We start from the raw sequence: 19,880 nt of genomic DNA, 5'->3' as shown, positions 1-19,880 counted from the left end.
ATGGAGCAGCGCACCGCGCTGGTCACCGGCGGCTCGCGCGGCATCGGCCGCGCGGTGGCGCTGCGACTGGCCGAGGACGGGTACGACGTGGCGTTCTGCTACCGCAGCGGCGAAGAGGCGGCGGCGGAGACGGCCGACGCCATCAAGCAGCGGGGGGCGCGCTGCTTCCACGCCCCCTGCGACGTGGCCGACCCGGACGCGGTGACCGCGTTCGTCGCCGCCGCCGAGGCGGAGCTCGGACCGGTGGAGGTGCTGGTCAACAGCGCCGGCATCGTCCGGGACAAGCCGTTGGTGCTGATGCCGTTCGCCGACTGGGCGGCGGTGCTGGACACCAACCTCACCGGCACCTTCAACTTCTGCCGGACCGTGGTGTTCGGCTTCATGAAGCGCAAGCGCGGCACCGTCATCAACATGTCCTCGGTGGCCGGGGTGTACGGCAACGCCACCCAGGCCAACTACTCGGCCAGCAAGGGCGGGATCAACGCGATGAGCCGCGCCCTGGCCAAGGAGCTGGGCCCGTACGGGGTGCGGGTGAACGTGGTGGCGCCCGGGTTCATCGAGACGGACATGACCGCCGCGCTGTCCGAGAAGGCCAAGGCGAAGGCGGTCGGCATGATCCCGCTGCGCCGGCTCGGCCAGCCGGCCGACGTCGCGGAGCTGGTGTCCTTCCTGGCCTCCGACCGGGCCGGGTACGTCACCGGCCAGGTGCTGCAGGTCGACGGCGGGATCGTGCTCTGACGACCCGAGCCGACCTTAAGCCGGCCTCGAGCCGGCACCGGTGCAATACGGACAGCGAATCGGAGAGGAGGGCCATGAGCCGCAGTTTCGCCGCACCCCTGGACGCGGTCGACCAGGTGGAACCGAACGCCGACGGCATCACGGCGACCAAGCGGATCGTGGCCACCGACCCGTACCTGGCGGGCCACTACCCCGGCTTTCCCATCTACCCGGGAGTGTTCACCGTGGAGACGGTCCACCAGGCGGCCCGCCGGGCCGTCGAGGCCAGCCGCGGCCCGGACGTCCGGGTGGAGCTGGCCGCGGTGCGGTCGGTGCGGTTCAAGGCGCCACTGCTGCCCGGTGACCTGCTCACCGTGAGCTGCCAGCTGCGCGACGACCCGAACGACCCGCGCCGGGTCCGGGTGGTCGCCGACTGCCGCCGCGGCGACGGCGCGGCCAGCGCCAAGGTCACCCTGGAGCTGCGCGTGCGGTCGGGGGCGACCGATGCTTGAGTACGCCGACCTCACCGCGATCCTGCCGCACCGGCACCCGATCCTGCAGGTGGACCGGGTCCTCGAGGTGGAACCCGGGCGGCGCATCGTGGCGACCAAGGCGGTCACCGGCACCGAGCCGTGCTTCGCCGGTCTCGCCGAGGGACTGCCGCAGTCCGCGTACGCCTATCCGGCGGCGCTGATCGTGGAGTCGCTCGGGCAGGCCGGGGCGGTGCTCTGGCTGCTCTCCGCCCGGGCCACCGGCGAGACGCCGGAGGGCACCCTCGTCTTCGGCGCGGCCCGGGACTTCGAGTTCCTCGGCGCCGCGTACCCGGGCGACGTCCTGCGCCACGAGGTGGTGGTGGAGTCGCTCAAACCCAACAGCGCGGTCATGCGCGGCGAGACCTGGGTCGGTGAGCGGCGGATCGCCGTCGTCGGCTCGATGCTCGCGGTCGCCCGGCCGGACACCGAACTGGCCGCCGGGCCGACCGGCTGAGCCATCCAGTCACACCAGAGAAGGGAAGGCAGCACGATGACCCAGGTCATGAGCAACCGAATGAACGAGTTGCGCGAGATCGTCGCCGAGGTGCTCGAGGTGGAGCCCGAGGAGATCACCGAGACCAGCCACTTCGTCGACGACCACGAGGCGGACTCGCTGCGGGCGATCGAGATCCTGGCCCGGCTGGAGAAGATGTACAAGATCGAGATTCCGCAGACCGAGCTGCCCAAGATGGAGAACCTGCGCGCCGTCTACGACGTCGTCAAGCAGTACGCCGGCTGGCAGGACTGACCCACGTGACCGCCCCGGTCCCGCCGCGGGCAGCCACCGCCTGGTGGTCCCGCGGCGGGCGAGGCTCGGAGGTACGCCGTGACCTGGTATCCCGTCGTCGAGGCCGAGTGCCATGGCGAACGCCTTGCCGTGCACCGCGGTCCGGGCAGCGGCCCGGCGCTGGTGCTCGCGCACGGCATTGAGGACTCCTGGCACACCTGGCAGCCGTTCCTCGACGCGCTGGGCGCTGACCTCCCCTTCACCCCCTACGCCCTCGACCTGCCCTGGCGCGCCGGCGCCGAGTACGACTGGGTGCACCGCACCAGCCCCGCAACGCTGCTGCGGCACGCCCTGGCCCTGCTCCCCGAACCGCCCGCCCTGCTGGTGGGCCATTCGTTCGGGGCGAACGCGGTGCTGGAACTCCTCGCCGCAGCCGAACTGCCCGCGGCGGACGGTGTCGTGCTGCTCGCCCCGTACTTCCGGCCCCTCGACGACCCGGTCAGCTGGCAGCTCTTCGACCGGGAACTCGCCCGGTTCCGCGCCGTGATCGGCGAAGGACTCCGGCTCCGGCTGGGCCGGCGGCGGCACACCCTGGACCCGGACCTGGTCGACACCATGGTCGCGAAGGCCCTCGACCGGGTCGGCCCGCTCGGCTTCGTCGCCCTGCTCCGCCAGTTCATCACGACCACCGATCTCGGACTCGACACCGTCACGGTGCCCACCCTGGTGGTCACCGGCGCGCTCGACCCGGCCCTCGCCGGCGCCCGCACCGAGGCGCTGCGCCGGGCGATGCCGGTGGCGTCCGTGCACACCAGGTCCGACGGCGGTCACTTCTGCCACCTGGAGCAGGCCGCCGCGGTGACCGCGGAGATCCGGCGGTTCCTCGCGGCGCTGCCCACCCCGACCGTCGCCTGACCCCGAGGAGACCCCCTGACATGCGTAAGCCTCCCCGGCTCTACTTCTCGTTCCGCAGCCCGCGCAGCTGGCTCGCCGTACGCCAGCTCACGGAACGCTGGCCGGAAGCGCCGGACGCCATCACCTTCGTGCCGCACTGGGTGCCGGAGGACGGGCTGCGCGCCGCGTTGGCCGAGGCGGACTCGAGCTTCCTGGACACCCCGATCAGCCGGGCGAAGCACGAGTACCTGCTGACCGACACCAACCGGCTGGTGCACCGGCTCGGGTACCGGATGGTGTGGCCGGCCGACATGGACGTCGACTGGGCGGTGCCCCACCTGGCCTGGCTGTACGCCCGCCAGCAGGGGCGCGCCTGGGAGTTCTACCAGGCGGCGGCCCGCGCCCGGTGGGAGCAGGGCGAGAACATCAGCGACCCGGGCGTGCTGGCCGGCCTGGCCACCGAGGCGGGGATCGATCCGGCCGCGGCGATCGGCGCCGCGGCCGACCCGAGCCTGCGCGAGGCGGCGGTGCAGGCCCTGGCCGGCGCGTACGACGACGACATCTTCGCGGTGCCGTACTTCATCGTGGGCCGGCACCGGTTCTGGGGCCTGGAGCGGCTGGACGGCTTCCTCGACGCCCTGCACGCCGCAGGGGTACGCCGGTGACCGTGCTGGCCCCGGTCCAGCCGGCCGCGACCGGCGGCGGCCGCACCGTGCTGCTCGGCACGGTCTCCTCCGACGCGCACACCTGGAACCTGGTCTACCTGCAACTGCTGCTCGAGGAGGCCGGGCACCGGGTGATCAACCTGGGTGCCTGCGTGCCGGAGGAGCTGTTCGCCGCCGAGTGCCGCCGGAACAACCCCGACCTGGTGGTGGTCTCCAGCGTCAACGGGCACGGCTGCACCGACGGCAAACGGCTGGCCGCCGTGCTGCGCGCCGACCCGGCCCTGGCCGACGTGCCGATCGTCATCGGCGGCAAGCTGGGCGTCGACGGCAGCCTGACCGGGGCACAGGTCGCCGAGCTGTTCGCCGCCGGCTACACGGCCGTCTTCGACGACGGAGCCGACCGGGACCGCTTCCTGGAGTACCTCGGCCGGCTCGAACTCGTCGCGGCGGACCGGCCGGCATGACCGAGCGGAGCGCCGCCGGGATGCCGCGCGGTCCGTTCGCCGCGGCCGTCGCCGCCGCCCGGGCGCGGGGCGAGCTGGTCGTGCAGCCCCGAATGGGCTTCGGCGACCCGGCCACCATGCGCGCCGGGCTGGACGCGGTGGCGCGGGCCCGGGCGGCGACCGCGGCCACCGTCACGCTGGACAGCTACACCCGGGTCGGTGACCACGCGGCTGCCCGGCGCGCGCTGGCCGACGGATCACCCCTGAACGGGTATCCGATCGTCGACCACCCCCCGGAGGTGACCCGCTGGGTGCTCGCCGCCGCGCACCGGCACGACGTGCCGGTGCAGGTGCGGCACGGCTCGGCACGGCCCGAGCAGATCTTCGCCGCCCTGCTGCGGACCGGCGTGGACGCGACCGAGGGCGGCCCCGTCTCGTACTGCCTGCCCTACAGCCGGGTGCCGCTTCGGGACGCGGTCGACAGCTGGGCGCGCTGCTGCGCCGGCTACACCCGGCTGCGGGACCTCGGCGTCGAACCGCACCTGGAGAGCTTCGGTGGCTGCCTGCTCGGGCAGCTCTGCCCGCCCAGCCTGTTGCTTGCCGTGGCCGTGCTGGAGGGCATGTTCTTCCGGCAGCACGGGCTGCGCAGCGTCTCGCTGAGCTACGCCCAGCAGACCTCGCCCGAGCAGGACGAGGAGGCGCTGGCCGCGCTGCGCCGGCTGATCGACGAACTGCTGCCCGACCTGGACAGTCACGTGGTGCTCTACACCTACATGGGGGTCTATCCACGGACCACCGAGGGGGCGTTGCGGCTGCTCGGCACCGCCGCCCGGCTGGCGGTACGCGGCGGAGCGGCCCGCCTGATCGTGAAGACCCCGGCCGAGGCGCACCGCATCCCGACGGTCGAGGAGAACGTGGCCGCGCTGGAGCACGCCGCCCGGGTCGCCGCCGTCGAGCAGCCGGCCCCGGCCGAGGTACCGGACACCGGCATCTACGCCGAGGCGCGGACCCTGATCGAGGCGGTGCTGGAGCTCAGCGAGGACGTGGGCGTCGCCCTCCGCCGTGCCTTCGCCCGCGGCTACCTCGACATCCCGTACTGCCTGCACCCGGACAACGCCGGACAGGCCCGCGGCTACATCAGCGACCGGGGCCGACTGGCGTGGTCCCGGGCCGGCCGGATGCCGGTGACCGTCGACCGGTCGGCCGCCGGGCGGCCGGTGGAGATGACCAGCGACGGGCTGCTCGCCGCGCTGTCGTACGTGGCTGGCCGATACGACTCGGTCCCGCCGCCGGTGGTCGGGCCCGGGCCCACCACGGCCCTGCCGGCCACGGAGTTCATCCGTCAGCGGGCTCAGGAACGGTCGTACCATGACCGTCCATGACCCGTTCCACACCGATCGTGCCGCCCGCCGCGCCGCTGACTGACGGCACGGTCGCCCTGCGGCCACGGCGGGAGTCCGACGTCGAGGCGATCGCCGCGGCCAGCCACGATCCGGAGATCCGCCGCTGGCTGGACGACGAGCCGATGGATGCGCAGGCGCGCCGCGACTTCGTGGCGCGGGGCGGGGAGATGTGGCGCAGCGGGAAGGCCGCCCCGCTGGTGATCGCGGACGCGGCGACCGACGAACCGGTCGGGAGCATCAACCTGCAGTTCCGCAGCGACGCGGTGGCCACCGTGGCGTACGGGGTGTTCCCGCAGTGCCGGGGGCGGGGTGTCGCGCCCCGGGCGGTCCGGCTGCTGGCCCGTTGGGCGCTGTCCGACCTCGCTCTGGAGCAGGTGATCCTGGAGGCGGACGAGGAGAACGCGGCCTCGATCCGGGTGGCGGAGAAGTGCGGGTTCCAGCGGACCGGTACTCGCATCGAGCCGGAGGGGGACGGCGGCCAGCGGAGCGTCGTCGTCTTCGCGCTCGGCGAACCCGCCGCGGACTGACCGACGGCGCGGCCGGGTCAGACAGCCCAGGAGCTGAGGTGTCAAGCAGCAGCGCGTACGACGGTTCGGTGTGACCAGGCGGTGGCCTGGTCGTAGTGGGTGTGGGTCTTGAGGCAGCCGTGGAGGATGCCGACGAGGCGGTTGCCGATCTGGCGTAGGGCGGCGGGGTGGCTGACGTCGCGGGCGCGGAGTTCGTCGTAGTAGGTGCGCACGGCGGTGTCGTGCAGGATCGCGGCGCCCGCCTGCATGTGCAGGGCGTCGACGAGCCGGTCGTTGTGGACGAATCGGGCGTGGATGGTTTTGGTCTTGCCGGATTGGCGGGTGATCGGGGCGGTGCCGGCGTAGTTTTTGCGTGATCTGGCGTCGGTGTAACGGCCGGGAGCGTCACCGAACTCTGCGAGCACCCGGGCGCCGAGAATCGCGCCGATGCCGGGCTGGCTGAGGTAGATCTCAGCGTCCGGGTGCTGGCCAAAATGCGCCTCGACCTGGCCTTCCATGGTGCGGATCTCGGCGTTGAGAGTCTGCAGGACCGCCACCGTGGCGCGGACGGTTGCCGCGTACGCGCCGGTGACGATCTCGGGCCGGCCCAGGTGCGCGGTGCGCAGTGCCTGCTGGATCGCTGCCGCTTTGGCGGGGATGTCGCGTCGGCGGGCTCGTTTAAGCGCGGCACCGATCTGCGCCACGGTGAGCTTGGCTGCTGTGGCCGGGGTCGGTGCCTTGGCCAGTAGCGCCAGGGTGTCCGAGCCGGTGAGTGCCAGCGCCTCGTATGCCTGCAGCGCGGCGGGGAAGTACTCCCGCAGTGCCGCCGCAGCCGCAGCGTGTGCCGGGTGCGCTCCCAGATCAATGTCTGGTGTGCCCGGGCGACGACCTTGACCGCCTCGGCGATGTCGGAGTCCGCAGCGACCTGCCGCAGATGGTGCCGGCGGGTCCGCACCATGTCTGCGAGGGTGTGCGCGTCGGCCTTGTCGCTCTTGGCACCGGAGATCGACACGAGCTCCCGATGCCGGGCGGCCTGCTTCGGGTTGACCCCATACACCTGGTAGCCGGCCGCGACCAGGGCACGGACCCACGGCCCGCGATCGGTCTCGATACACACCAGCACCTGCGCCGGCGTGGCATCCTCGGGCAGGAACCCGGCCACGAGGTCATGGAAACGGGCCATACCCTCCACACCCTCAGGCAGCCGGACGGTCCGCAGCGTCCGACCGTGCTGGTCCTGCACCTCCACATCGTGATGATCTTCTGCCCAGTCGTCACCGACGAACAGCACACCCGCCTCCGCTCTACCACAGGGACACCGTCGGCAGCCCGCGGAAGAGCCCGGCGGCCTAATGGACCAGTGCTCACGCAACGTCAGCGGGCACGACACCCCATCAGCGGTTCCTCTCCCGACCACGGGCGGGGGCACGTTCTGACCCCAGGACTCACCAAGTCCAGGCGGGGAGAGTGCTCACCCGCCCGCGGCTACCGCTGTCGAGTCTGCCAACGGCTCACCCGACAGCTCCCATTAGGCGGGGGTCAGCCGGGCGTCGGTCAGCATCACGACCCCGGCCGGTTCGCCACAGTCCACCCGTATGGTCAGCTTTTCGGCCTTCTCCACGACGGCGGTGAGCGTGCGGGGTGCACCTGGCCGCGACCGCTGCTGCGCGCCGGCCTCGATGGTGGTCAGGCTCCCGTCCCGCTGCCGATCGCCACGGATCGCGGTGACATAGGTGGCCGCTTGGACGTCAGAGTCGGGCGGGTAATAGGGGTGCACGGTCGCGTCGAACTGCTGGTAGTGCCGGGAGAGCAGGTAGGTCACCTCCGTGACCGGCTCGTCGCTGGCGTTGCTCGGGCACCGGATCGCGATGGCGTGGCTGTTGTAGTCGGGGCGACCCCGGACCGCGCGTGGGATCTCTACCAGCTTGTCGCCGCCGGCCTCGGGGGTGAGGTCGTCGGTCAGGAATACCCCCGGCCCGGCGGGGGCGCTCGGCGTCGGCTGCGGCGTGCTCGTCGGGCCGTTCGGCGGGCTGGCCATCGTCTCGGCCGGCGGGCTGGTGTTGGCGCTCGGTGGGGCCGGCGTGGCATCGGTCGCAGGGTCCCTGGGCCACTGCCACGCCAGGATCGACACCAACAGCCCCGCCGCACCGATGATCGTGCCGACCGTGGTCGCGCGGTCACCCCGGCGTCGACCGTCGGACACCGCGCCGGAACCGGCCGGATCGTGTTGGGACGATGTGCTCACCGCTCGCCACCTGAGTCAACGAAGCGCCGTTGCGCGGCGACATTCTGCCGGACCATGACAAGGTACAAGGGACGTTCGACCTCCGGATCTCGCACAACCTATCGGATGCTCCCGTGCGATACGGTGTCGGGCGACCACAGTGGATGATCCAAAGGATACGGATAGGCGATGAGCACACCGGATTCCTTCGCCGCGCCGAACGACGGCGCTGCGGGCCCGTCGACCAGCGGCGGCCCGGGCCGGCCCCACTCCGGTGCCGGCCTGGTGGCCATGGCGGCCGCCGGGGTGGCGCTGGTGCTCGCCGTCATCTCGATGCTGCTGTCCTGGCGGGCCGCGGACCGGGCGAACGAGGCGCTCGACAAGCTTTCCGCCGTGGCGTCGCCACCCGGCGCGGGGGCCGCGCCGAGCCAGCCGACGACGTCGGACTCGCCCAGCGCGGACCAGACGGCCGATGCGCCGGCGCCCACCGAGTCCGGTGCCGTGCCCGAGCTGAACGACCGCACCCGGTACGAGGACAAGTACACGGGGGAGACCCTGCGGGTGCCCGTCGGTTCCAGCTGTAGCGACACGGTCTACATCGACCTGGACGAGCCGCGTGTGCAGACCGCGGCGGGCGTCGCGGAGTTGGAGTTCCACCGGCCGTGCGGTTCGGGATCCCCGTACCTCAACCTCACGTCCGGCGTCGACGCCAGCGAGGTGAGTTCGACGACCGTGAAGCCGAGCGAGTGCGCGGACCAGATCCGCACCAGCCCCATCGCGGGCGAGGAGCAGCCGCTGCGGCGTGGCCAGGTCTACTGCATCACCACCTCGTACGACGACGCGCGTTCCTCGGCTAACACCTGGAAGATGGTGGTCCTCTCGGTGACCGCCACCCCCCAGGACGGTTCGGTCACCTTCACCGCGTCCGCCTGGAACATCCCAGACTGACCCTCACCGGGCCGGGAACGGCTCGTCAGGGCTGCGGGGCGGCGTCGCGCCGGACCCGGTAGCGCAGGTGGGTGACGTACGGCGAGTCCACCGTGGCGAGCCGCTCCAGCTCGATGGGCGCGTCGCCGAGGTGCTCGAACAGGCGGCGGCCGGTGCCGAGCAGCACGGGGGCGAGCTGGACGCGGATCTCGTCGACCAGGCCTGCGGCCAGGAACTGCTGGCCGACCTCCGCGCCCATGAGGCGTACGTCGCGGTCGCCGGCGGCGGCGGTGGCCCGGGCGCAGGCGTCCCGGACGTCGGTGATGAAGGTGAAGGTGCCGCTCTTCTCGACCCGCTTGGCCAGGGGGGCGTGGGTCAGCACGAAGCAGGGCGCCGGGAACGGGGTGTCGTTCCAGACGTCGATGCCGACGTCGAACGTCCGCCGGCCGAGCACCACCGCGCCCGTGCCCGCCTGCATCCCGCGGAGGATTTCCGCGTCTACCTCGTGGGACGAGGCGTTGAAGATCCACTCGTGTAGGCGGAGCCCACCCACGCCCATCGGGTGGGCAACGCTGACGTCAGGGCCGGCCATGAAGCCGTCCAGCGACATGGTGACATCCAGCAACACTCTCGCCATTCCAGCCCTTTCTGCGTGGTGGCGTGTGGGCACCGGCATGTGGTGGAACCGTACCCTGCACGCGCCTACGAACTTGATGACGTGGATGGATCGCGGATGCCGTCGCCAGGGCGGTGCGATCAAGGTGAATCGTTCACGTCATCAAGTTCGTAGCGGTCGGCAAGCTACCTGGGTCACGTCAGGGCGGCGGGGTCGAAGCGGTGGCGTTCCACCAGGACCAGCCAGTTGCCGGAGTTGTCGCGGGCGACCGCCTCCACCCCGTACGGTCGCTCGGCCGGCTCCTGGATGAACTCGACGCCCTTGGCGCGCAGCTCCTCGTGGGTCTTGCGGCAGTCGTCCACGTCCAGCCCGAGGCCGAACAGGCTGCCCTCGTCCTGAGCGCGCCGCAGGGTGGCCGCCACCTCCGGCGAGTACGGCGGCCCGGGCAGGGTCAGTTGCACCTGCAACTCCGGCTGGTTCGGATGCGTGATCGTGCACCAGCGGTAGGAGCCGTCACCGACGGTGATGTCGGTGTGCTCGACGAACCCGAGCACGTCGAGGTAGAACGCCTTGGCCACGTCGATGTCCTTGACCAGCACGCTGATGATCGAGATGTTGGTAATCATGCGACCAGGCTAGAAACTGGCTGGTCAGCCGGCCTTCTCCTCGCTTGCGGAGCGGCGTCGCTCGGTGAGCCCCCACATCAGCAGGAAGCATCCCGGGATGTGCGGTGCCCCGGTCTCCGCCCAGCGGCGCTGGAACTCGCTCGGCGCCTCCCCGACCAGATCACGGAACCGGCTGCTGAACGAGCCGAGGCTGGTGAAGCCGACGGCGTGGCACACCTCGGTGACCGTGAGGTTGGTGCTGCGCAGCAGGTCCTGGGCCCGTTCGATCCGTCGCTGGGACAGGTGCGCGGCGGGGGACAGACCGTACGTGACGGTGAAGAGCCGGTGGAAGTGGTACTTGCTTACCCCGGCCACCGCGGCGACCGCCGCCAGGTCCAGCGGCTCGGCGTAGTGCCGGTCCATGTGATCGCGCGCGCGGCGCAGGTGGACCAGCAGGTCGGCCGGGGCCCGACGGGGCGCGTTGCTCATCAGGACCGAGGGTAGGCGGTCCGACGGCCGAGGGCGCCGGGTCCGCCCCCTCAGTCGACCGCGGGCGGGGTCGGCGGCACAGCCAGGGCCAGCATGAGGTCGAGGACGGTGGCCGGGTGGTGGAGTCGCTCGCCGTACAGCTCGCGCAGCTTGCCCATCCGGTAGCGGACGGTCTGCGGGTGCACGAACAGGTCGGCTGCCACGTCGTCGCGCCGGCCCTGGTGCAGCAGCCAGGAGCGCAGCGTCTCGGCGAGCCGGTGCGCGGTGGCCGGGGGCAGCGCGGCCAGCGGGCGCAGTGCCTGGGCGCGCAGGTCCGCCAGCCCCTCCGGGTCCATGCTGAGCAGCAGTTCGGCCAGGTGCTGTTCGGTGTCGACCGGGCCGGCGTCCGGCTCGCCGAGGCCGAGGGCGAGCGCCCGGGTGGCCCGCTGGTAGGAGGCGGCGACCCGGTGCCAGGGCCGGGCCGGCCCGAGCACCGCCCGGTGGCCGGGCAGCAGCCGGGCGAGCTGGCGGCGTCGGCCGCCGTGCATGTCCGGCACCAGCAGCACGGCCAGTTCCTCGGCCGGGTCCATCCCGGGCAGGTCCTCGCCGCTCTCCAGGGTGTGCGGGCTGAGCAGGGCGAGCACCGCGCGCAGGTCGCGGCGGGGCAGCAGGACGACGGTGAGGGTCTGTGGCAGCGGCCAGTCGGCCCGCTCGGCGCTGCGGCGCAGGATCTCCTCCGGCTCCCCGGCCAGGAGTTGCTGGGTGAGGCGTTCCAGGTTGCGGCGGCGGGCCCGGCCGGCGCTGGCCAGCTCGTCGGCGTGCCCAGCCACGCTGGCCGCCGACAGCTCGTCGATGTACGCGAACATCAGCTCGGCGAACTCGGCCACCGTCTCGGCGGCCAGCCCGCTGCGTACGGTGGTGGCGGACACCTCCCGCCAGGCCACCCGGGCGCCCACCCGGTACGCGGCCAGCAGCGCGTCCATGCTCCGCCCGGAGCGGGCCTCGCCGCTGCCCAGCGCGTACGCGGCTTCCAGCGCGGGGGCGAGTGGGGTGCTCGGGTCGGCGGCCTGCGCCCCCTCGATGAGCTGCAGGAACGTGCCCAGCGCGATGCGTACCGCGTTCTCGATCTTCGCCCGCATCGTGCCGGTGAGGGCGCCGGAGTAGGCGGTCACCTCGGCGGTGATCGCGCTGACCGTCCGCTCGGCCACCACGGGCAGACGGTCGCGGAGTCGGGAGGCGACCCGTTCGTCCAGTTCGAGGTGGGTGGCGTGGCGCGCCTCGTCCGACATCTTGTTCACCCCGCACAAAAACCCGTGGTCAATTCACCTTTGTCGGACAAGATGTTATGCGATCGGGTAGCCACCCTGGTCACATGACCACAATCGCCCGCCCGAAGGCCAGCTTCCGGCACCGGCTGCTGCGGCTGGCCGAGACGGTCACCACCCCGCTGCTGCCGGCGGACTACCTCGACCTGGTCGCGCCGCTGCGGGCCGGCGCCGCCCTGCGCGGCCGGATCGTCGAGGTGCGTCCCGAGACCCCGGACGCGGCGACCGTGGTCATCCAGCCGGGTCGGGGCTGGCGTGGCCACCTGCCCGGACAGTACGTGCGCCTCGGGGTGGACGTCGACGGGGTGCGTCAGTGGCGGGCGTACTCGCTCACCTCGGTGCCGGGCGGCGCCGATCGCCGGATCACGGTCACCGTGAAGGCGATCCCGGACGGCAAGGTCAGCAACCATCTCGTCCGCCGGGTTAGGCCCGGCACGATCGTCCAGCTCGACCAGGCGCAGGGCGACTTCGTGCTGCCCGCGGCGACCCCCGAGCGGGTTCTCTTCCTCACCGCCGGCAGTGGCATCACCCCGGTCATGGCGATGCTCCGCGCCGGCCTGCCAGCCTGGGCCGACGTCGTGCTGGTGCACTCGGCGCCCCGCCGGGACGACGTCATCTTCGGCGCCGAACTGCGGGCGCTCGCCGCCACCGGCGCGCTGCGGCTCATCGAGCGGCACACCGAGACCGACGGGCTGCTCGGCATACCCGAGCTGGACGAGCTCGTGCCCGACCACGCCGAGCGGCAGACCTGGGCCTGCGGCCCGGTCGGCCTGCTCGACGCCGTCGAGCGGCACTGGGCCGACCGCGGTGTGGCCGACCGGTTGCACACCGAGCGGTTCCGGCCCACGGTGATCGCCCCTGGGCAGGGCGGGGCGGTGACCTTCACCGGCGCCGGCGTGACGGTCGAGGCGGACGGGGCCACCCCGATCCTGGACGCCGGTGAGAACGCGGGGGTGCTCATGCCATCGGGCTGCCGGATGGGGATCTGCTTCGGCTGCGTGGTGCCGCTGCGGCAGGGCGCGGTCCGGGACCTGCGCAACGGCGACCTCACCACCGCCGTCCCCGGGGACGGCGTGCTCATCCAGACCTGCGTGTCGGCGGCCGCCGGTACCTGCGACATCGAACTCTGACAGGAGGCCCCCGACGTGACCGCGATCCAGAAGAAGGCCGTCAACCCGATCGCCCACCTCACCGCCGAGGACATCGAGATCCTCGGCAAGGAGCTGGACGCCATCCGGGACCGGGTGATCGCCGACCGGGGGGAGCGGGACGCCCGCTACATCCGGCGGGTGGTCAAGACCCAGCGGACGCTGGAGATGAGCAGCCGCGCCGTGCTGCTCTTCTCGCTGTTCCCGCCGGCCTGGATCGTCGGTACCGCAGGCCTGGCGGTGGCCAAGATCCTGGAGAACATGGAGATCGGCCACAACGTCCTGCACGGCCAGTGGGACTGGATGCGCGACCCCAAGATCCACTCGACCACCTGGGAGTGGGACCACGTCACCCCGGCCGAGCAGTGGAAGCATTCGCACAACGAGCTGCACCACCGGTACACCAACGTGCTGGGCAAGGACAACGACCTCGGCTACGGCATCATGCGGGTCGACGAGGACCAGCCGTGGAGCAAGGGCCACCTGGGCCAGCCGTTCTACAACCTCATCAACGCCTGCTTCTTCGAGTACGGCATCGCCGCGTACGACCTGGAGCTGGGGAAGAATCTGAGCGACGGCGGGCACAAGACCTCGGAGTTCCGGGCCCGGGCCCGGGCGGTCGGCCGCAAGATCCGCCGCCAGGTGCTCAAGGACTACGTGGTGCACCCGCTGCTGTCCGGCCCGTCGTTCCTGAGCACTTTGGCCGCCACGTTCACCGCGAACCTGATCCGCAACGTGTGGAGCCACTCGGTGATCATGTGCGGCCACTTCCCCAGTGGGGTGGAGACCTTCGAGAAGACCTCCATCGAGGGCGAGACGAAGGGCGAGTGGTACCTGCGGCAGATGCTCGGCTCGGCCAACATCAGCGGCAGCCGGCTGCTGCACATCATGACCGGCAACCTGTCGCACCAGATCGAGCACCACCTCTTCCCCGACCTGCCGAGCAACCGCTACGGAGAGATCGCCCCCCAGGTCCGGGCGCTGTTCGACCGGTACGGGCTGAAGTACACCACCGGGTCGATGCCCAAGCAGGTGGCCTCCGCGTGGTGGAAGGTCATCCGGCTGTCGTTCCCCAACCGGCGCCGCAAGAGTGTCGAGCCCGTGGTGCCGGCGTCGCTCGTCTCCGCCAGCGCCTGACGAATCAGTCTGACGGCCTCACGACCTGACCCGCGTAGCGCCGGCGGGACGGCCGGAGCGCGCCTCGTCGTACAGCTCCTCCAGCAGCCGGGTCTGCCGGTGCAGGTCGAAGTGCGCCTCGACGTGCGTGCGGGCGGCGGCGCCGAGGCGGGACCGCAGCACCTCGTCGCCGAGCAGCGTGTCGAGGTGCGCGGCGAGCGCGGCCCGGTCCCGTTCGGCGCTGAGCAGCCCGGTCTCGCCGTGCCGCACCGCCTCCGGGATGCCGCTGTGGTAGGTCGCCACCGCCGGCAGGCCGGCGCTGCCCGCCTCCAGGATGGTGGTGGGCAGCCCCTCGCAGTCGCCGTCCGGGGCGGTCCGCGACGGCGCCGCCAGGATCCGCGACTCGGCGAGGTGACGGCGGACCACGTCGGGGCTCTGCGCGCCGAGGAAGGTGGCGTTCAGACCGAGTTCGGCGGCCCGGCGCCGGACCGGCGCCTCGAGCGGTCCGCTGCCCACGAGGAGCAGCCGGGGCCGGCGCGCGGCGGGCAGCATCCCCACCGCCTCCACCAGGTCGTCGACGCCCTTCTTGGCCACGAACCGGCCGACGAAGATGACGTCCCACCGCTTCGGCGTCGCCGCTGGCGGGGGCGGGATCGGCACGCCGATGTGGTGCACCCGGACCTTCGCCGGGTCGGCGCCGAGGGCGACCGCCCGGTCGCGGATGAACTCCGACACCGCGATGACCAGCGCCGCCCGGTCGAACGCCTGGCGCAGGTGGCGCCGGTTGCGGGCGCCGCGCGCCCCGGGCAGCGCGGGCTGCCGGGTCACGTCCTGCCCGTGCAGGGTCACCACCAGGGGTACGCCGAGCCGCCGCGTGCTGCCGCTGACCAGCCAGCCGTCGCCGCCGAAGTGGGCGTGCACCAGATCCGGCGCGAGTCGTGCCAGCGCCGCGTCGAGCCGGGCCGACCGGCCGGTGAGCTTGAGCCGCAGCAGTTCGGCCCGGCCGCGCGGGTCGTCCGGAAACGCGATGGCGTCGCCGTCCCGGGCCAGTGGGGAAGCCACCTTGACCGCGCCCAGGTAGTGGGTCGCCCAGCGGGTCAGCGCGTCACCCTGGTTGCGGACGAAGGTCTCCGATCCGGGCAGCAGGTGACTGCGCCAGATCACCGCCGTGGACTGGGACATGACCGCGACCCTACTGCCGTCCGCCGCCACCGGACCCGGCCACCGGCTCCGGTTCGCCGACCTCCGACGGCGTCGGCTCGGCGTGGCCGGCGCGAGGGCCGGGCACGCCGCTGTCCGGGCTCTGCGGTGCCGGCTGCGCGGTGCGGCGACGGTTGAGCACCCGGTCGCGCAGCTGGTGCCGCAGGTCCGGCGGGATCAGCCAGATCTGCAGGTAGGTCACGTAGTCGATGAGGCTCGGGCGGCCGTGCCGGCGGGCCTCGGCGAGCAGCAGCCGGAACACCCGGAAGCTGCGGGTGGTCGCCGCCATCGAGCTGATCACGCTCATCGCCAGGGCCGCGTACGCCCGCGGGGTGAGCAGCGGGCGGATCTCCTGGAGCCACTCGAACTGGGCCGCCCAGGGTGACTGCAGGCTGATCCGCGGCCGGTCCTCGTCCTGGTGCCAGACGACCAGCGCCTCCTCGGTCATGACGAGGTCGACGTCCGGGTGGCTGACCGCCCGCAGGGTCCAGTCCAGCTCCTGCTGCCGGCGCAGGCCCACGGTGAACGGGACCCGGCGCAGCAGCTCGGTCGGCGCCATGATGGTCGAGGTCTGGATGAACCCGTCGCCGTGGAACAGCCCGCGCCGCACGGTGAGGTACTCGCTGATCGGCTCGCCCGGTTCGGGCAGCCGGCGGGGCAGCACGAACTCGGCCCGCGGGGTCCGGTTGAGCAGCCGGCTGGCCACGACCGGCAGGGGCGCCTCGGCGCTGCGGGCCGCCGCCAGCTGCACCGCGAGCTTCTCCGGCAGCCACTCGTCGTCGTCGTCCAGGAAGGCGGTCCACTCCGCCCGGGCCTCCTGGGCCCCGACGTTGCGGGCGTTCGGGGCGCCGCCGCGCTCGGCCAGCGGCACCACCCGTAGCCGGTCGTCCGGCACCGCGGCGAGGGCCTTCAGGGTCGCCTCGTCGGCGCCGTCGACCACGACGATGACCTCGATGGTGTCGACGGTCTGGGCCAGTGCGCTGCGGACGGCGCGGAGCACCAGGTCCGGCCGGTCGCAGGTGGGAATGACCACGCTGACGTCAGGTGTACGGGTCATGAATACCTGCCCACTCGTACGTGACTTCGGGATGTATTCGCCGCCGTCGAACCAGGCGGGGTCGGTGAATTCGCGGGACTGGTGCGCCCCGAATGGTCCTGAGCACGCTAATTGGCGCTACCTGTGCACCGGGTTAACAACGAGTGCCAATCGGCTTCCGAAACGGACTATCTTTGGTGTCTTCCCAGGTGAGAGCCCTACGGATTGGCCGGTACGGCGGCCGGCCGCATCGCAATTCGACCGGCCCCGGCCCGTCGCCTCGCCGGGCGTCGAACCTGCCGTACACTCGCCGGGCACCGGCCGGACGGAGAATGGGAGCGATCGTTCATGCAGCTCGACGCCGCAGCGCCGTCCGTCCCCCGGGGCCGGGTGGTCATGCTCGTCGACAACGCCGTAGAGGGAGACTCCCGGGTGCAGAAGGCCGCCCGGTCGGCGGCCGACGCGGGGTGGGACGTGACCCTGCTCGGCTGCGCCCGGACTGACGACGAGCGGGACTGGCGGCTCGGCCGGGCGCACGTCCGGGTGCTGCCGATGGGCGGGCCGACCGGCGACCCGGCGGGACCCCGGGGGCTGCGCCAGCGGCTGGTCAGCCGCGGCGGGCTCCCTCTGCGCGCCGCCCGGCTGGCCCGCCGGCCGGTCGAACACGGCCAGGTCCTGCTCTGGCGGACGCTGCAGGGCGATCGGGCCTGGCGGCGGCTGGAGCCCGGGCTCTGGGGGTACGAGCGGCTCTTCGGCCCGGTCATCGACGAGCTGCGGCCCGACCTGATCCACGCGCACGACTTCCGGATGCTCGGGGTGGCCGCCCGCGCCGTGCTGCGCGCCCGGGCCGCCGGCCGCCCGGTGAAGCTGGTCTGGGACGCGCACGAGTGGCTCCCCGGCGCCAAGCCCCGGCGGGACAACGCCCGCTGGCTCCCCGCCCACCTGGCGTACGTGCGGGAGTACGTCGGGCACGCCGACGCGGTGGTCACCGTCTCGGACACGCTCGCCGAGCTGCTGCAGCGCGACCACGGTCTGACCGAGCGCCCGACCGTGCTGCTCAACGCGCCGGCGACCGCCGACGAGCCGGCCGGCGACACCGAGCCCGCCCCTGACCTGCGGCGGCTCTGCGGTGTCGACCGGGACACCCCGCTGCTGGTCTACAGTGGCGCGATGGCCGTGCAGCGCGGCCTGGACACCGTGGTCGACGCGCTGCCCCGGCTGCCCGGCGTGCACCTGGCGCTGGTCGTGGGCGATCCCACGGCGGCGTACGTGCGCCAGCTCGCGGCCCGGGCCGCCCGGCTCGGCGTGGCCGACCGGGTGCACCCGGTGCCGTACGTGCCGCACCGGCAGTTGGTGGCGTTCCTGAGCGGCGCCGACGTGGGGCTGATCCCGCTGCACCACTGGCCGAACCACGAGATCGCCCTGATCACCAAGTTCTTCGAGTACTCGCACGCCCAGCTGCCGATCGTGGTCAGCGACGTGCGGACGATGGCCGACACGGTCCGGGCCACCGGCCAGGGCGAGGTGTTCCGAGCCCGCGACAGCGCCGACCTGGTCCGCGCCGTCCGCGCCGTGCTCGCCGACCCGGACCGCTACCGGGCCCCCTACGCGGCGCCGGACTCGCCGCTGCCCGGCTGGACCTGGGAGGCGCAGGCGCAAAAGCTGGACGCCCTCTACCGGCGGCTGCTGTCCCCCGAGGAGTCGACCGTGCAGGCGCAGGCGCGGTGAACGCCCCCGACGTGAGCGTGGTGGTGGCGGTCTACAACACCATGCCTTACCTGACCCGCTGCCTGGACTCGCTGGTGGCGCAGACGATCGGCCCGGACCGGCTGCAAATCGTCGCGGTGGACGACGGGTCGACCGACGCCAGCGGCGCCGAACTGGACCGGTACGCCGCCCGCCACCCCGGCCTGTTCACCGTCATCCACCAGGCCAACTCCGGCGGCCCCGCCGCCCCGTTCAACCGGGGCCTGGACGCGGCCACCGGCCGGTACGTCTTCTTCGTCGGCGCCGACGACCACCTCGGCCCCGACGCCCTGCGCCGGCTGGTCGAGGCGGCCGACGCGTGGGAATCCGACGTCGTGCTGGGCCGGGTGGTGGGGGTCAACAGCCGCCACATCTACCAGGACATCTTCGCCCGTACCCAGGTCGACGTGGACCTGTTCGACTCGCCGCTGCCGCGCTCGCTGGCCAACACGAAGCTGTTCCGGCGGGAGCTGCTGGAGAAGTACGGCATCCGCTACCGGGAGGACCTGCCGCTCGGCAGCGACCTGCCGTTCACGCTGGAGGCCTGCTACCGGGCCCGGCGCATCTCGGTGCTGGCCGACTACGACTTCTACTACGCGGTCCGCCGGCACAGCGCCACCAACATCACCTACCTGAGCCGGCACGCCGACCGGCTGCGCACGGTCGAGGCGACCACCACCTTCGTCGCCGAGCTGATCCCGGCCGGCCGGCAGCGCGACGCCGTCCTCGCCCGCCGATTCGACCACGAGATCGCCAAGCTGCTGGAGGACGACCTCCTCGGCCTCGACCGGGAGACCCAGCAGCTCGTGCACGACGGCATCGGCCGGCTGGTCCGCGCCCACCTCACCGAGGGGATCGCCGCCCAGCTCAACGCCGAGACCCGGATCCGCCTGGCGCTGACCCGCGACGGGGCGCTCGACGACCTGCTCGCGGTGATCCGGCAGGACGCGCGTGCCGGCGTGCCGGCGACCGTCGTCGAGGGCGACCGGCGGTACGCCGCCTATCCCGGCTTCCGCGACCCGGCCCGCAGCCTGCCGGACGCCTGCTTCGACGTGACCACGATCCCCGACTGGTACGCCAAGCTCGACGCGACGGCGCTGGCCTGGGAGACCGACGAGCGCGGCGAGAAGGTGCTGACCGTCACCGCGGTCAGCCCGGTGCCGGACCTGGCCGCGGCGGGCGCGGAGCCGGTGACGGTCAGCGCCGAGGAGATCCCGGGCGAGGTCACCACGGTCGACCAGGGCGCGCGGGGCACCACGGTGCGGATCCGGTTCCGCGCCACCGACCTGCTCGCCGGCACCGGGTCGACCGGGCAGCGGCGGGCGGTCTCCGCCCAGGTCGGCGGCTTCGACCCGGGCCGGGCGGCGGGCGCGGCGACGGCCACCGGCGCGGCCGGCTCGGCCGCCGTGCGCGCCCCTCGGGCGAGGGTGACGATGCCGCTGGTGCGGCGGCGCGGCGCCCGGCTGTACGTGGTCACGCCGGTGCTCGACGCGTCCGGCCGGCTGATGATCTCGGTGGTGCCGGTGACCGCCGCCCGGGTGGCCGCGCAGCTGCGCCGGGTGCTGAACCGGACCAGGTAGC

At 72.7% G+C, this 19,880-nt stretch carries 21 protein-coding genes and 1 pseudogene; 14 read left to right on the top strand and 8 right to left on the bottom strand.

Annotation, left to right across the window (positions count from 1 at the left end; genetic code table 11):
* The 9 genes from fabG (at position 1) to ACGF4F_RS27140 (ending at position 5,909) form a co-directional block, all read left to right on the top strand.
* Positions 1–738 (top strand): 3-oxoacyl-[acyl-carrier-protein] reductase, encoded by a 738-nt coding sequence (gene fabG / locus ACGF4F_RS27180; protein WP_393081567.1) that lies wholly within the window; start codon positions 1–3, stop codon positions 736–738.
* 74 nt (positions 739–812) lie between these two features.
* Entirely contained in the window at positions 813–1,229 is a 417-nt protein-coding gene (locus ACGF4F_RS27175; protein WP_393081564.1) for a 3-hydroxyacyl-ACP dehydratase FabZ family protein, read from the top strand.
* Positions 1,222–1,704, top strand: coding sequence for a 3-hydroxyacyl-ACP dehydratase FabZ family protein (locus ACGF4F_RS27170; RefSeq protein ID WP_393081561.1), 483 nt, complete (start codon positions 1,222–1,224; stop codon positions 1,702–1,704). The genes ACGF4F_RS27175 and ACGF4F_RS27170 overlap by 8 nt, the downstream gene beginning before the upstream one ends.
* 48 nt (positions 1,705–1,752) lie before the next feature.
* Positions 1,753–1,998, top strand: a complete 246-nt coding sequence (locus ACGF4F_RS27165) for an acyl carrier protein (protein ID WP_143194101.1) — start codon at positions 1,753–1,755, stop codon at positions 1,996–1,998.
* A gap of 78 nt (positions 1,999–2,076) precedes the next feature.
* Positions 2,077–2,892, top strand: coding sequence for an alpha/beta fold hydrolase (locus ACGF4F_RS27160; protein ID WP_393081557.1), 816 nt, complete (start codon positions 2,077–2,079; stop codon positions 2,890–2,892).
* Between the two features lie 20 nt (positions 2,893–2,912).
* Entirely contained in the window at positions 2,913–3,536 is a 624-nt protein-coding gene (locus tag ACGF4F_RS27155; RefSeq protein ID WP_393081554.1) for a DsbA family protein, read from the top strand.
* A complete protein-coding gene (locus ACGF4F_RS27150) occupies positions 3,533–4,000 on the top strand; it encodes a cobalamin-dependent protein (RefSeq protein WP_357441508.1) in 468 nt (155 codons plus the stop codon). Before ACGF4F_RS27155 ends, ACGF4F_RS27150 begins: the two co-directional genes overlap by 4 nt.
* Positions 3,997–5,361: a methylaspartate mutase gene (locus ACGF4F_RS27145; RefSeq protein ID WP_393081551.1), complete on the top strand. Its 1,365-nt coding sequence runs from the start codon at positions 3,997–3,999 to the stop codon at positions 5,359–5,361. Before ACGF4F_RS27150 ends, ACGF4F_RS27145 begins: the two co-directional genes overlap by 4 nt.
* Complete coding sequence (locus ACGF4F_RS27140; protein ID WP_357441506.1) at positions 5,358–5,909, top strand: GNAT family protein; 552 nt, start codon at positions 5,358–5,360, stop codon at positions 5,907–5,909. Before ACGF4F_RS27145 ends, ACGF4F_RS27140 begins: the two co-directional genes overlap by 4 nt.
* 41 nt (positions 5,910–5,950) lie before the next feature.
* Here ACGF4F_RS27140 and ACGF4F_RS27135 read toward each other — a convergent pair.
* A pseudogene (locus ACGF4F_RS27135) lies at positions 5,951–7,179 on the bottom strand (IS110 family transposase).
* A 237-nt stretch (positions 7,180–7,416) separates the two neighbouring features.
* Complete coding sequence (locus ACGF4F_RS27130; protein WP_357441505.1) at positions 7,417–8,133, bottom strand: hypothetical protein; 717 nt, start codon at positions 8,131–8,133, stop codon at positions 7,417–7,419.
* Positions 8,134–8,301: 168 nt separating this feature from the next.
* On the opposite strand from ACGF4F_RS27130, the gene ACGF4F_RS27125 reads away from it, so the two are divergent.
* Positions 8,302–9,060 carry a hypothetical protein gene (locus tag ACGF4F_RS27125; protein ID WP_357441504.1) on the top strand — a complete coding sequence of 253 codons (759 nt, stop codon included), beginning with the start codon at positions 8,302–8,304 and terminating at the stop codon, positions 9,058–9,060.
* 25 nt (positions 9,061–9,085) lie between these two features.
* Here ACGF4F_RS27125 and ACGF4F_RS27120 read toward each other — a convergent pair whose 3' ends face one another.
* The 4 genes from ACGF4F_RS27120 to ACGF4F_RS27105 all read right to left on the bottom strand — a co-directional run bounded on the left by ACGF4F_RS27120 (position 9,086) and on the right by ACGF4F_RS27105 (position 12,017).
* Complete coding sequence (locus ACGF4F_RS27120; protein WP_393081546.1) at positions 9,086–9,676, bottom strand: dihydrofolate reductase family protein; 591 nt, start codon at positions 9,674–9,676, stop codon at positions 9,086–9,088.
* 173 nt (positions 9,677–9,849) lie between these two features.
* A complete protein-coding gene (locus tag ACGF4F_RS27115; RefSeq protein WP_073837642.1) occupies positions 9,850–10,281 on the bottom strand; it encodes a VOC family protein in 432 nt (143 codons plus the stop codon).
* Between the two features lie 24 nt (positions 10,282–10,305).
* Entirely contained in the window at positions 10,306–10,749 is a 444-nt protein-coding gene (locus ACGF4F_RS27110) for an AraC family transcriptional regulator (RefSeq protein ID WP_357441500.1), read from the bottom strand.
* 50 nt (positions 10,750–10,799) lie between these two features.
* On the bottom strand, positions 10,800–12,017 hold the full coding sequence (locus ACGF4F_RS27105) for a helix-turn-helix domain-containing protein (RefSeq protein ID WP_357441499.1): 1,218 nt from the start codon (positions 12,015–12,017) through the stop codon (positions 10,800–10,802).
* A gap of 83 nt (positions 12,018–12,100) precedes the next feature.
* On the opposite strand from ACGF4F_RS27105, the gene ACGF4F_RS27100 reads away from it, so the two are divergent.
* Together ACGF4F_RS27100 and ACGF4F_RS27095 are read left to right on the top strand one after the other, a co-directional pair.
* Entirely contained in the window at positions 12,101–13,183 is a 1,083-nt protein-coding gene (locus tag ACGF4F_RS27100; RefSeq protein WP_357441498.1) for a ferredoxin reductase, read from the top strand.
* 15 nt (positions 13,184–13,198) lie between these two features.
* On the top strand, positions 13,199–14,338 hold the full coding sequence (locus tag ACGF4F_RS27095) for a fatty acid desaturase family protein (protein ID WP_393081541.1): 1,140 nt from the start codon (positions 13,199–13,201) through the stop codon (positions 14,336–14,338).
* An 18-nt stretch (positions 14,339–14,356) separates the two neighbouring features.
* Here the strand turns inward: ACGF4F_RS27095 and ACGF4F_RS27090 are convergent, their stop codons facing one another.
* Together ACGF4F_RS27090 and ACGF4F_RS27085 are read right to left on the bottom strand one after the other, a co-directional pair.
* Complete coding sequence (locus ACGF4F_RS27090) at positions 14,357–15,499, bottom strand: glycosyltransferase (protein ID WP_393081538.1); 1,143 nt, start codon at positions 15,497–15,499, stop codon at positions 14,357–14,359.
* A gap of 10 nt (positions 15,500–15,509) precedes the next feature.
* Positions 15,510–16,574 (bottom strand): glycosyltransferase family 2 protein, encoded by a 1,065-nt coding sequence (locus tag ACGF4F_RS27085; RefSeq protein WP_393081535.1) that lies wholly within the window; start codon positions 16,572–16,574, stop codon positions 15,510–15,512.
* Positions 16,575–16,901: 327 nt separating this feature from the next.
* On the opposite strand from ACGF4F_RS27085, the gene ACGF4F_RS27080 reads away from it, so the two are divergent.
* Together ACGF4F_RS27080 and ACGF4F_RS27075 are read left to right on the top strand one after the other, a co-directional pair.
* Positions 16,902–18,281, top strand: coding sequence for a glycosyltransferase (locus ACGF4F_RS27080; protein ID WP_357441491.1), 1,380 nt, complete (start codon positions 16,902–16,904; stop codon positions 18,279–18,281).
* The gene (locus tag ACGF4F_RS27075; protein ID WP_357441490.1) at positions 18,278–19,879 is read left to right on the top strand and encodes a glycosyltransferase; all 1,602 of its coding nucleotides are present in this window, start codon (positions 18,278–18,280) and stop codon (positions 19,877–19,879) included. Before ACGF4F_RS27080 ends, ACGF4F_RS27075 begins: the two co-directional genes overlap by 4 nt.
* Position 19,880 lies beyond the last annotated feature (1 nt).

This window comes from Micromonospora sp. NPDC047740 (genome assembly GCF_043204735.1).
Taxonomy (GTDB): Bacteria; Actinomycetota; Actinomycetes; order Mycobacteriales; family Micromonosporaceae; genus Micromonospora.
The sequence above is the reverse complement of the archived record's forward strand: the minus strand, read 5'-3'. Positions and strand labels throughout refer to the sequence as shown.